The organism is Falsiruegeria litorea R37 (genome assembly GCF_900172225.1).
GTDB lineage: Bacteria > Pseudomonadota > Alphaproteobacteria > Rhodobacterales > Rhodobacteraceae > Falsiruegeria > Falsiruegeria litorea.
On the sequence record NZ_FWFO01000001.1, the window covers coordinates 1,585,327 to 1,597,487 of the forward strand.

Genomic DNA, 12,161 nt, shown 5'->3' on the forward strand with positions numbered 1-12,161 from the left:
CCCTCCGGTTGTTACCAAATTCTACGGCCAAGCTCGGGCCTGTTTGGTGTCAAAGCGGACAGTGACGCGTTGCCGTTCGGCCCCACTTGCGCAATGAATGGGCGCAACGGTGGGTGCCTGTGGCGCCTGTCCCCCCCTATCATCTGGAGAGCCCATGACCGAGACCGCAAAGACCCACTTTGACGCCGAGCTGCAAGATCGCCTGATGCGCTATGCCGCCATCGACAGCCAAAGCGATGAGACCACGGGCATCACACCCAGCACCGAATGCCAGTGGGATATGCTGCGTCTATTGGAACAAGAGCTGGTCGAGATCGGGGCGAGCGACGTGGAACTGACCGACTATGGCGTGGTGCTGGCGACGGTGCCGGGCACGGTCCCCGGCCCGACGATCGGGTTTCTGGCCCATGTGGACACGGCACCGCAGTTCAACGCCACCGGGGTAAAACCGCGCGTGATCGAGGGGTACAATGGCGGCGATATCACCTATCCCGATGATGCCGATCTGGTGCTCTCGCCCAAGGATCATCCCTATTTGGGCACCAAGGTGGGACATGACATCATCACGGCGTCCGGTCTGACCCTGCTGGGCGGTGACGACAAGGCGGGTATTGCGATCATCATGACCATGGCGCGCGAGCTGTTGAATGCGAGCGGCGCAGAGCACCCGCCGCTGCGCATTGCCTTTACCCCAGACGAGGAGATTGGTTGTGGCTTTGACGACCGTCTGGCGCGCGATCTTAAGGCGGATTTTGCCTATACGCTGGATGGTGGTGTCGCGGGTGAGGTGGTGTACGAGAGCTTCTCGGCCGACCGGGCGGTGGTGACCATCAAAGGCGTGTCGATCCACCCCGGCTATGCCAAGGACAAGATGGTCAATGCCACCCATCTGGCCGCCAAGATCGTGCAGACCCTGCCGCAGGCGACGATGCAGCCCGAAACCTCCGATGGGCGCGAGGGGTTCATTCATCTGGGCGACATGAATGGCGGCTCGTCCGAGATGGAGCTGAAATTTATCCTGCGCGATTTTGAGCGGGATGGGCTGGCGGCCAAGGGCGATCTGCTGCGACAGGTCTGTGCCACCGTGCAGGCGACCGAGCCTCGGGCGCAGATCACCTGCGAGATCTACCCGCAGTACCGCAACATGCGCTATTGGCTGGAAAACGACATGACCCCGGTGGACCTGGCCCGCGCGGCCTGTGCCGACAACGGGGTCGAGGTGCTCTCGGTCCCGATCCGGGGCGGCACCGATGGCTCGCGCTTGACGGAAATGGGCGTGCCGACGCCGAACATCTTTACCGGCATGCAGTGCATTCACGGACCCAAGGAATGGATTTCGGTCCAGGATATGGCGCTGGCCACCAAGGTTTGCCTGAGCCTGGTGGAGCGGGGGGCCAAGGGGTGAGGGAGCTTGTGCGGGCAGCGCAAACCTGCTTTGTCCGGTCTCAGAAGATTGCAGAGGATCGCCGCCGTGAGTGACATGAACGAGATGACCCTGACCCGCATTGCCGAGGCGCTGGAACGCATGGCACCGGCCCCTTTGGCAGCACCTGATTTCGACGCGGCCAGCGCCTTTGTCTGGCATGTCGAACCGGATCGTCTGGAGCCGGTGCCGCGTGTCAATCGGGTGGCGCTGGAACTGTTGGTGGGGATAAACCGGTCGCGGGACACGTTGCTGGACAACACCCGTCGTTTTGCGGCCGGATTTGGGGCGAACAACGCACTTCTTTGGGGCGCGCGAGGTATGGGAAAATCCAGCCTTGTCAAGGCGGTACATGGCGCGGTTCACGCCGATCACCCGGACCTGAAACTGGTGGAGTTGCAGCGCGAGGATCTGCCGTCGGTCGCGCGGCTGTTGAACCACTTGCGCGGGTCAAAGCATCGGTTCATCCTGTTTTGTGACGACCTGTCGTTCAGTCATGATGACCAGCATTACAAGAGCCTCAAGGCGGTGCTGGATGGCGGCATCGAAGGACGACCCGAGAATGTGCTGTTCTACGCCACCTCGAACCGGCGCCACCTGATGCCGCGCGACATGATCGAGAACGAGCGTCAAAGCGCGATCAACCCCTCCGAGGCCGTAGAGGAGAAGGTCTCTCTGTCCGACCGCTTTGGGTTGTGGCTGGGCTTTCATCCCTGTGATCAGGATGAATACCTGGCGATGATCGACGGCTATTGCGAGGCCTATGGTCTCAGCATCGACGCGGTCACCCTGCGGGCGGAAGCGATCGAATGGCAAGCCACGCGGGGCGCGCGCTCGGGTCGGGTCGCCTGGCAGTTCTTTTGCGATCTGGCGGGGCGGAATGGGGTCGCCTTGGGATAGGCGCTTGAAACCGTCGACCATGACGTTTTCGGAACAGACAGGCTGCGACCTCTGACGCGACATGTGCGCAGCCAGTCAGGGAGGACATCAGCCATGCGGGACGAGTTGGGGTTTGAAAACTGCCGCAGATCGGCCGAAGAGGCGTCAAGCCTGCCACCGCAGTGTTACATCACAGATGGCTCGCAACACGCTGAGGTGGAGGGATTTTTCCGCCGTGGGTGGGTTGGTGTTGGGCGCTCGGACATGGTGGTTGGTCCAGAGGACTACATCACGCTGGATTTTGCGGGCCAGACTGTTTTGCTGTTGCGCGACAAGGACGGTCAGCTGCGTGCCTATGCCAATACGTGTCGCCACCGAGGGGCGCGCCTGGTCGATGGAGAAGGAACCTGCAAGGGCATTCGCTGCCCATTTCATTCCTGGTTCTATGCGCTTGATGGGCGGCTGGTCTCGGCGCCTCAGATGGAGGCGGCCAAGGGGTTTGACCGGGCCGACAACGGGTTGATCGCCTATCGCGCCGAAGAGCGGGCCGGGTTTGTCTTTGTTTGTCTCGATCAGGCGGCAGGTCCGCTGGATGATCATCTGGGTGAATTCCTCGACCTCCACGCGCCTTGGCCATTGGCCGAGCTGCGCACAGTGCGGCGGCGCGAGCTGGAGGTCGATTGCAATTGGAAGATGTTCCTAGAGGTGTTCAACGAGTACTACCACTTGCCGTTTGTGCACCCCGATTCGATCGATAGCATCTATGCCACGCCCGATCCGGCGGATCAGGTGACGGGAGCTTTTGCCACACAGTTCGGGCGGACCGAGGGGACCGGGGCGCTGCTGGAAAGCGCGCAGGACAGCGCGCTGCCCGATATGCCGGGGCTGACGGGGCAGGCGACGCAAGGCGCGCGCTATACGTGGGTGTTTCCGAACATGACGTTCGCCGCCAACACGGACGCGCTGTGGTGTTACGAGGCCTATCCGCTGGCTCCGAACCGCTGCAAGGTGGTGCAGACGGCGTGTTTCCACCCCGAGACCTGCGCGCTGCCGGGGTTTGACACCCGCGTGGCAGCTTACCTGGAGCGGCTCGATGCAGCCTTGGCCGAGGATGTGCCGGCACTGGTCAACCAGCAACGCGGGATGGAATGCCCCGACGCGGTGCCGGGGCGGTTCCAACCGGATCTGGAGCCCAACGTGGCCAGTTTTACCCGCTGGTACAGCGACGCGATCTGAGGGTCAGAGGTCGGCGATGATCTTTGCCGCCTCATCCGCGACCGAAGCCAACGCCTCGCGGTCCTCGCCCGGATGGAAGCGCGCGCGCAAGGCGGTGGGCATGGGCGCAGGTTCCACAATGGTGACACGCGGGCCGGTTTTGACCGTCTCGGCCGCCCAACTGCGCGCCAGTGCCATCTGCGCGGCCTTGGTGGCGCCATAGGTGCCAAAGAACTTCTCGCCCGCCTTTGGGTCGTCAAAGAAGACGGCTTGCCCTTCGTGGCCCAGCAGGGGCGCGACATAGGGGATCAGGACCGATGTCGCGGTGGTGTTGACCGCCAGTGACTTATTCCAATCCTTGGGATCGACGAAATTTGCAGGCGTCAGGGGCGCGGCGTGGATGGCGGTGTGCAGCCACAGGTCCAGCTTGCCCCAGCGGTCATGGATGCCCCGGCAAAGCGTTGCCATGGCGTTTGGATCAGTGATGTCCATCGGCGCCAGCGTCGCTGTGCCGCCCGCTGCCTGAATGCGGTCATCCAGTTCTTCGAGCGCGCCGGTGGTGCGGGCCACGGCGATGACGTGATGGGTGGGCGCAAGCGCTTCGGCCAGAGCGGCGCCAAGGCCGCGCGAGGCGCCAGTAATCAGGGCTAGGTGTGCTGTCTCGGTCATGGGCGCGGTTTGGACCCAGTTGCGGGACCCGTCAAGGGCAGATCAGCCGCCCGCGATGTTCAGCCGCTCTGTCCGGCCGTTTTTCTGCAGGATCAGCCCGTCTTTGTCGATGCCGACGACCTTGGCGGAATTGATCCGCGCCCCGGGCTTGATCTGTTTCACACGGCCCGACGACGTGCGTACAAGCGCACGCATGTTACCCTGGGCGCCAAAGACGCCCAAAACGGAGGTGCTGTTGCGTTTGATCGAACCCGGCTGAGTGGCCGCCTTGTTGACAGTGGAATTGGACATGAGCGTTTCCCCAAAAAGCTCGGAACTGGTTTACCGAAGCGGGGACCTATCAGGCCTATGAGAGAGGTTAAAGTGGACGGAAGCACCCGTGGGCGGGGTTTTGCTGCAACTGCACGGTGAGTCGCGCGTGAGCGCTATCCTTGAGGCACAACCCAGGCCGTCAGCTCTTGCCACCGGTATCAATGCACTGGACAAAATTGAGGCTTTTTTTGAAATAATGCAAATCACCCCTTGCGGTCCGGGGCGATGCGCCCCATATGCCGGATTGCTAACGTTTTTCTTTTTCGACCAACTGTCTCCCGATTTCGGCGTTCAGTCCTTCGATCCAGACCGACAACGCCAAGCTGACGCACCAACGCGGGCAGCACCAATAGGAGACTACGGATATGGCCACTGGCACCGTAAAATGGTTCAACGCAACTAAAGGCTTCGGCTTCATCGCGCCCGACGGCGGCAGCAAAGACGTGTTTGTGCACATCTCTGCGATCGAGCGGGCTGGTTTGACCGGCCTTGCCGACAACCAGAAAGTGACTTTCGATATCGAGCCCGGCCGTGATGGCCGCGAGTCCGCGTCGAACATCGCACTGGCATAAGCTGGCACAAGTCTCTGCACTTGTAGAGCAATTGAAACGCGGTCCCATTTGTGGGCCGCGTTTTGCGTTTAGGGCACCCTGTTGGCAACTCTGGCGACAGTCACCCCGAACGCGGATGGCCTTTGATCACCGCGCGCCAAAACTCCAGACAGCGCGAACTGTCTGAAGTCTGATCAATCCCAACCGATTTCACGCACTGGCAATAAATCTCAGCCCGACGCCAGTTTGGCTGCGTTCCAGGACGATCCGGTTGCGGGCATGTCTTCGATTTTCTGGCTCACGCGGCTGCTGGTTTCCAGCGTGTCGAGATAGCTGTCGTCCAGACCAGTGATGTAGTTGCCGTCAAAGCAAGAGCAGTCGAACTGTTTGATCTCGGGGTTGCCCTCTTGTGCGGCCCAGATCAGGTCATCGAGGTTTTGGTAGAACAGCGCGTCTGCGCCCAGTTCTTCGCGGATTTCCTCGATGCTCAACCCGTTGGCGATCAGCTCATGCTTGGTGGGCATGTCGATGCCATATACGTTGGGAAAGATCACCGGCGGCGAGGCAGAGGCGATATATACCTTTTTGGCGCCGGCCTCGCGGCACATCTCGACGATTTTCTTGATGGTGTTGCCGCGCACGATGGAATCGTCGATCAGCAGGACGTTGTGACCGTCAAACTCCAGCGGGATGGCGTTGAGCTTGCGGCGCACCGATTTCTGGCGCTCGGCCTGGCCGGGCATGATGAAGGTGCGGCCCACATAGCGGTTTTTCACCAGACCTTCGCGGTAGGGAATACCGGTGGCTTTGGCCACCTCCAGCGCGACGGGCCGCGCGCTGTCGGGCACCGGGATGATCCGGTCGATGTCGAGCCCGCTCTCTTCGATCTGTTTGGCCAGAGTTTGGCCCATGCGCATCTGAGTCTTGTAGACCGAGATCCCATCGAGCAGCGAATCCGGGCGGGCGAGGTAGACGTATTCGAAGATGCAGGGCGTCAGGTTGCCTTCAACCGCCTGGAACTCGTGCAGGTTGCCGTCGAGATCGACCAGCATCGCCTCGCCAGGTTCCAGGTCGCGCAGCTTGGTAAAGCCGTTGATGCCAAAGGCCACATCTTCAGACGCAAAGGAGTAATCGTCGCCTTCGCCGTCCACGTCACGCTTGGCGACCGACAAGGGCCGGATGCCGTGGGGGTCGCGGAAGGCCAGCATGCCAACACCTGCGATTAGGCAGATGACGGAATAGGCGCCCTGAATGCGCTCCATGGTCATTTTCACGCCCGCAAACAGGTTGCGGATCGGATCGGCGTTGCCGTTGACCTTGATCGCGTCGGCCACCTTGTCGGCCAACACGTTCAACAGGATTTCCGAATCCGACGTGGTGCGCAGGTGGCGGCTGTATTTCGCGGTGACCTTTTCGCGCTGCTCTTCGGTGTTGGTGATATTGCCGTTGTGAACCAGATAGATGCCATAGGGCGCGTTCACGAAAAACGGCTGCGCCTCGGCTGCGCTCAGCGATCCTGCGGTGGGATAGCGCACGTGGCCCATGCCGATCTTGCCGCGCAGGGTATCGGCGTCTTCGGCCTTGAACACATCCTTGACCAGGCCATTGGCCTTGCGCTCGCGAAAGTTTTCGCCCGTATAGGTCACCACGCCCGAGGCGTCCTGACCCCGGTGTTGCAGCATCAACAGGCCGTCATAAATCTCGGCAAAGACTTCGTCTGTCCGGCTTGCGATCCCCAAAATCCCGCACATGTGGTGGCTCCAAAATCTGCGGATCTATCCGCGTGAGGTGTTGCTGCAGTTGGCGATGTGGTGGTGCCGTGGCGGCAGTATAGATCAAGATCGGCCAAAATGGAGCGTCGATTGCAGCGTCAACTCGACAGCACCGGAACATGGCGGACCTGTCGTGCGGTTAGCTGTCCGGGGACATGTCGGGTGCGTCGTTTATGTGTTGCGGCACGGCCCAAAACGTGGGGCCGGTCCGGTCGGCGGGGGGCATCTGCGGGCGAGGCAAGGCAGGCAGCTCCGATTCCGTTGCGAGTGTTGGCCCCCACATAATGCCTCTGATCCGTTCTGTCACGAAAGGATCACATATCTTTTTTGCCGCAGGGGATGGAACGCTCGCTCAGACTGCCAGATCGGGGGCATAGCAGTGCTGCTGCATCATCAAGAGCAACGCGCGGGTCTCGCCATAGCTGAGCTTGCGATAGGGTGTGTCTGGTGCCTCTGGTGCGTCCGCGCCTGCGTGGATCAGGGCACCCGTCTGGGCCCAGAGAATCTCATCCTCGGCAAAATGCAGGCGGTGGACCTGTGCGGTTCTGGCTTGGACCTTGTGAATGCCGCAGTGTCCGGCCAGGGCCGAAACAGGCGTCAGCACCAAGGGCAAGCCAAATAGGCGGCGGCAGGCTGGATCCCTCAGGGCCATGTATTGACCGTCAGGCAGGCACAGGTCCGAGCAGGTGCCCATAGCACCGCCGGGTACCCGCCAGAGCGATGTGGCCTCGGCCTGCTGTGTGACCTTGCTTACGGGGCGGAACCCACCGTCATAGGTGGCCACGCGGGTGCCGGGGGTGACATCCTGAACCTGCATCCAGCCTTGGGGCGTCTCGACCCGCGTTCCGGCGATCAGGCCGGGCTGCGTTTTCGGTGCCGGGGTATAATGGGCAAAGGCGGTTTCGTGCTTGAGATGCATAACGGGGTCCTCCGGGTGCTGTGTCTGTTCTGGACTGTCTTCAGAGAAGCCGGGGAAGTTTGCCAAATTTTCGACACGATTAAGGCCGAATTGGCGAACTGTTTCCAGAGCGCGAACAGAGTGGGGCGAGGCGAGGGGATTCCGACCCCTGCGAGAACACGGAGTAAGGAATGGTTAACCAAGGCAAGGGGTTAACAGGATCATCCTGCAAGGTGACCTGAGCGATTCGGGGGCAGAGCCGGGGTTGGTCCGGGGCAGGATCGGGGAAAAAATAAGGCAGCCCATGGGCTGCCTTTGTCGTCTTGGGAGTCTCGTGGGACTTACTGCGAGCAGGCACCAACCAGGTTTTCGTACTGCTGCGTGACCCAACCCAGAGCGGCTTCGGGGTTCTGGGCTTCGATCTGGCCGGTCATGCGGGCAAAGACCTGGGCCGAGCGGCTTTCATCCACAATGGTGAAGTTCTGGCCGGTCATGACGGTGTCATAGACAAAGAAGGCCACAGCCACCAGCAGGATGCCACGCGCCACGCCAAAGAAGAACCCGAGCCCCTGATCCAACCCGCCAAGCGCGGAACGCTGCACGAGCGAGGAAAAGAGCGGGGTGAAGAAGCTGACGATGATCAGGGCCAGGGCAAAGACGGCGGCAAAGGCCGCGATGATCGACAGCTCACAGCTGCCGGTCAGAAACTCACCCACCACGGGCAGTTCCTTGATCAAGGGCATCGCCTGGGGCGCAAAGATGAAGGCCAGCACAGCGGCAGCGACCCAACCGGCGATCGCCATGGCCTCGCGCACGACGCCGCGCGAATAGGCCAGCAGCGCCGACACAACGATGATCAGGGCCACAACCCCGTCGATAATGGTAAAACCTTCCATGGCCCTCGCCTGTTTTCTCGTCCGCCCGCCCGTGTGGGCGACCTTATCCTGCTCCGAAGGTTTCGCCAACAAAACCGGTCAGATCTGCGGGACGTTTCAACGTCAGCCCGCCACCTGTGCCCGTTTTGCCGCCAGCCGGAGCAATGGCTGAGGTGAAACCAAGTTTTTGCGCTTCTTTCAACCTGTTTTCCGTCTGCGGTGCCGGTCTGAGGGCGCCTGAGAGGGAAATCTCGCCGAAAACCACCGTATCTGCGGGGAGTGCCGCGTCTTCGCGGGCGCTGAGTAGGGCGGCGGCCACAGCCAGGTCGGCGGCGGGTTCGGAAATTTTCATGCCCCCTGCGACGTTCAGATAGACGTCGAGTCCGGCAAAAGGGATGCCGCAGCGCGCCTCGAGTACCGCAAGGATCATGGCGAGCCGCCCGCCGTCCCAGCCTACGACCGTGCGGCGAGGTTGCGAATGCGGCGAGGGGGCGACCAGCGCCTGCATCTCGACCAGAACGGGTCGTGTCCCTTCGATGCCCGCAAAGACCACCGAACCGGGGCTGGGTTCGCCACGTTCCGACAGGAAGAGGGCCGAGGGGTTGATAACCTCAGCCAGCCCGCCGCCGGTCATTTCAAAGACGCCGATCTCGTCCGCGGGACCAAAGCGGTTCTTGACCGCGCGCAGGATGCGGAACTGGTGACCCCGCTCACCTTCGAAGTAGAGCACGGTGTCGACCATATGTTCGACCACGCGGGGGCCAGCGATCTGGCCTTCTTTGGTGACGTGGCCGACCATGACGATCGAGACGCCATGGCGTTTGGCAAAGGTCGTCAGCTCGTGCGCGGCGGCGCGGACCTGGGAGACGGAGCCGGGGGCGCTGTCCACATTGTCGGCCCACATGGTCTGAATCGAATCAATAATGGCAAGCTGGGGCTTTTCCGCCTCGAGCGTTGTCAGGATGTCGCGCAGGTTGGTTTCAGCCGCCAACTGCACCGGCGCGTCGCTCAACCCCAGACGTTTGGCGCGCATGCGGACCTGTGCGCTGGCCTCTTCGCCGGAAACATAGAGGGTTTTGAGGCCCGAGCGGGCAAACTGCGCCGCCGCCTGTAGCAGCAAGGTCGATTTGCCGATGCCCGGATCGCCGCCGACCAGGATGGCTGAGGCAGGCACAAGGCCGCCGCCCAGAACGCGGTCGAGCTCTCCCATCCCGCTGAGGGTGCGGGGCGGGGGCGTTTCCTCGGTCGAGAGGTCGGTGAGGATGATGGATTGCCCGCGCTTTGCACCAAGCGATTTCGAGGTTGGGCCGGTCGAGAGGCCCTTGTCCTGAGAGATGGTGTTCCATTCGCCGCAGCCTTCGCAGCGGCCGGACCATTTGGAGAAGGAGGCCCCACAGGCGGAGCAGGAGAAAGTTGTCTTTGCCATGGCGCCTTGATGCCCCATGGGTGGCAGCTCCTCAAGCCCTGACGGGCATTTGTCGCTGCCGGTGGCGGAGGCCGCGCCTCAGGCCCCGGTGGGGCCATCGGCGCGGCCTTGGGGCAGATTGCGGTGGAGGGCTGTGGCGAAAGGACCGATTGGTCCGGGGAGATGTGGTGCACAGATTGGGGTGGTGCAACAGGAAAACAGGACGTGTAGTGCGATGCAGTCTGAGCCCAGGTTGGTTGGAGCAGAGAACGAGTTGGATTTTCTGGATCGCCAGTCAGTGACACTGGCGCGGTCGCTGAGCGCGCTTGAGGCGTGGCGGATGATCATGACGCAGCCGATGCCGTTGATGCAATTGGCGTTTCGGATCCGCGATGCGGTGGCGTCAAAGTTTGGCGTCAAGCGGATTGGCGGGTTTTCAGGTCGCGTTCCCGAGCGCGTCGAGGTCGGGGATAAGCTGGATTTCTTTCTGGTGGAAGCGGTGAGCGATCAGATACTGGTGCTGACGGAACGGGACCGGCATCTGGATGTGATGACCTGTGTATCCGTTGACGGTCGCGACATCTCGATCACCTCATCCGTCAAGACGCACAACTGGTTTGGGCGCCTTTACATGATCCCGGTGCGTCCAGTTCACAAACGGATTGTGGCCAGGAACTTGAGGGCGTTGCAGGCTTCTGTGGCTTAGTCCTTGGAGCGCGAAGATTGCAGCGGCACAACTGAGCCTTCGTCCGGGTCGGTGCCATCAGGGGGGCTTTGCAGTTGCGCTGACAGTTCAGGCAGCAATTCAAAGAGCTCTTCGCGCAGGCGAGACAGCTGGGATTTGGCAACGGATTCATCAATTTCGACATCGCGGGTCCATTGCCGCAGCTCGTGCATGATGATCTTGGCCTCATCGAGCCGGGTGTTGAATTGCTCCATCTCTTCCTGCCGTTGCCGCAAGAATGTGCGCGCGCGGTCGACCTTGGCGTCGGAATAGATGTCGGCCAACTCGTGGCTGACTTGGCTCATCTGAGCCGCCAATTCCAACACCTCGGGCTCCAGATCGCCCAGTTCGGGGTGTTCGCGCAGAAACGCCAGCCGGTCCTTGACCGCGTCAAACTCGGACGCGAGTTGAAAGGTATCGGCCCGGTCGGCGGCATGGGCGGCATGATAGGCCACGGCAACGTCATTCATGTGGATATGAAAGTCTCGGTGCGAGCGCTCCAGCGCCAGAATGCGACCATTGGCGGGCAGGTAGAAGGCCAGCATCACCGCCAGACAGGTCAAGCCGATCTGAGCAACCATGCCCGCCTGCGGATGCATTTGCCCATCGATCCCGGCCTGCAGTGACAGCCACGGCCAGACGCCGGTGGCCGACAGAAGCGTTGCCAAAACCCCTGCAAAGGCGGCGATACATATGAGGAAGAAGGCAAGGCGTATGAAGAGAGCTTGGATACGAAATACCAGCTTACGAATGGTGGACATGGGCAACCTTTCCGACCGAAACCAATGCGGCACCGGGATCAGCGGAATCATGCTCACATAAAATGCGGAGCGCCCCCCAGCGGACCCGGCCAATCAATCACTTTGCTGCTCGAACTTTTAAGATGATACACAAATATTGGTTTTCAAGCAATTAGGGGCTTTCCTTATCCTGCTTGAGGGCGCGTTCACTGAGGTGTCCCAGCAACATCGACGCCAAAATGCATGCTGTGAACATATAGAGACCCCAGGCCGGTTCGATGGTTCCGACACCAATACTCTTGACAACGGTGATGTAGATCGCGGCCAGAAAGATGTCTGCCATCGCCAGCTTTCCCAGCACGTGCAGGACGGGAAAGGTGCGGGTGTCGAGCAGGTTCCATTGCACCAGGGCCAGGCCGAGTGTTTTGAGGTAGGGGGCGAAGATCGCGAAAAAGGTCACCAGAAGCGCCAGAAAGATGTCGCTGGCCCAAAGCGCCTGTAGGCCGGTGAGGACGCTGATCTCGGACAGGCCGAAGATCGGCAGTAACCCTGCGCGCATGAGCGGTGCAAACCACGCGATGGGGTAGAGGATCAACAGCGAGAGGGTGGCCAGGCGTAAAAGCATGAGCGCGATCTATGTGTTTGGGGGAGGTGGTGCAAGGTTGGGGGCGCTGCCCCCATCGCCCGTTGGGCGATTC

13 protein-coding genes are annotated in these 12,161 nt (G+C 61.3%); 5 read left to right on the plus strand and 8 right to left on the minus strand.

What is annotated here, in order from left to right:
• The first annotated feature begins 154 nt into the window (after positions 1-154).
• The 3 genes from pepT (at position 155) to TRL7639_RS07845 (ending at position 3,538) form a co-directional block, all read left to right on the plus strand.
• A complete protein-coding gene (pepT, locus tag TRL7639_RS07835) occupies positions 155-1,405 on the plus strand; it encodes a peptidase T (RefSeq protein WP_085795168.1) in 1,251 nt (416 codons plus the stop codon).
• A gap of 75 nt (positions 1,406-1,480) precedes the next feature.
• On the plus strand, positions 1,481-2,323 hold the full coding sequence (locus tag TRL7639_RS07840; RefSeq protein WP_085795169.1) for an ATP-binding protein: 843 nt from the start codon (positions 1,481-1,483) through the stop codon (positions 2,321-2,323).
• 93 nt (positions 2,324-2,416) lie between these two features.
• On the plus strand, positions 2,417-3,538 hold the full coding sequence (locus tag TRL7639_RS07845) for an aromatic ring-hydroxylating oxygenase subunit alpha (protein WP_085795170.1): 1,122 nt from the start codon (positions 2,417-2,419) through the stop codon (positions 3,536-3,538).
• A gap of 3 nt (positions 3,539-3,541) precedes the next feature.
• Here TRL7639_RS07845 and TRL7639_RS07850 read toward each other — a convergent pair whose 3' ends face one another.
• Complete coding sequence (locus tag TRL7639_RS07850) at positions 3,542-4,186, minus strand: SDR family NAD(P)-dependent oxidoreductase (RefSeq protein WP_085795171.1); 645 nt, start codon at positions 4,184-4,186, stop codon at positions 3,542-3,544.
• Between the two features lie 42 nt (positions 4,187-4,228).
• On the minus strand, positions 4,229-4,477 hold the full coding sequence (locus TRL7639_RS07855) for a hypothetical protein (RefSeq protein WP_085795172.1): 249 nt from the start codon (positions 4,475-4,477) through the stop codon (positions 4,229-4,231).
• 386 nt (positions 4,478-4,863) lie between these two features.
• On the opposite strand from TRL7639_RS07855, the gene TRL7639_RS07860 reads away from it, so the two are divergent.
• On the plus strand, positions 4,864-5,070 hold the full coding sequence (locus TRL7639_RS07860) for a cold-shock protein (RefSeq protein WP_085795173.1): 207 nt from the start codon (positions 4,864-4,866) through the stop codon (positions 5,068-5,070).
• Positions 5,071-5,279: 209 nt separating this feature from the next.
• Here TRL7639_RS07860 and purF read toward each other — a convergent pair whose 3' ends face one another.
• The 4 genes from purF to radA all read right to left on the minus strand — a co-directional run bounded on the left by purF (position 5,280) and on the right by radA (position 10,020).
• The gene (gene purF, locus TRL7639_RS07865) at positions 5,280-6,800 is read right to left on the minus strand and encodes an amidophosphoribosyltransferase (RefSeq protein WP_085795174.1); all 1,521 of its coding nucleotides are present in this window, start codon (positions 6,798-6,800) and stop codon (positions 5,280-5,282) included.
• Positions 6,801-7,173: 373 nt separating this feature from the next.
• Positions 7,174-7,740: a Hint domain-containing protein gene (locus tag TRL7639_RS07870; protein ID WP_085795175.1), complete on the minus strand. Its 567-nt coding sequence runs from the start codon at positions 7,738-7,740 to the stop codon at positions 7,174-7,176.
• Positions 7,741-8,060: 320 nt separating this feature from the next.
• Complete coding sequence (locus tag TRL7639_RS07880; RefSeq protein WP_085795177.1) at positions 8,061-8,615, minus strand: CvpA family protein; 555 nt, start codon at positions 8,613-8,615, stop codon at positions 8,061-8,063.
• A gap of 43 nt (positions 8,616-8,658) precedes the next feature.
• On the minus strand, positions 8,659-10,020 hold the full coding sequence (gene radA, locus TRL7639_RS07885; RefSeq protein ID WP_085796309.1) for a DNA repair protein RadA: 1,362 nt from the start codon (positions 10,018-10,020) through the stop codon (positions 8,659-8,661).
• Positions 10,021-10,234: 214 nt separating this feature from the next.
• Between radA and TRL7639_RS07890 the strand changes: the two genes are divergently transcribed.
• Positions 10,235-10,705: a DUF2867 domain-containing protein gene (locus TRL7639_RS07890; RefSeq protein WP_085795178.1), complete on the plus strand. Its 471-nt coding sequence runs from the start codon at positions 10,235-10,237 to the stop codon at positions 10,703-10,705.
• Here the strand turns inward: TRL7639_RS07890 and TRL7639_RS07895 are convergent.
• Positions 10,702-11,535, minus strand: a complete 834-nt coding sequence (locus tag TRL7639_RS07895) for a DNA repair protein (RefSeq protein ID WP_235820350.1) — start codon at positions 11,533-11,535, stop codon at positions 10,702-10,704. The two genes, TRL7639_RS07890 and TRL7639_RS07895, sit on opposite strands and share 4 nt — an antisense overlap.
• A gap of 100 nt (positions 11,536-11,635) precedes the next feature.
• Positions 11,636-12,088, minus strand: a complete 453-nt coding sequence (locus TRL7639_RS07900; RefSeq protein ID WP_085795179.1) for a paraquat-inducible protein A — start codon at positions 12,086-12,088, stop codon at positions 11,636-11,638.
• Positions 12,089-12,161 lie beyond the last annotated feature (73 nt).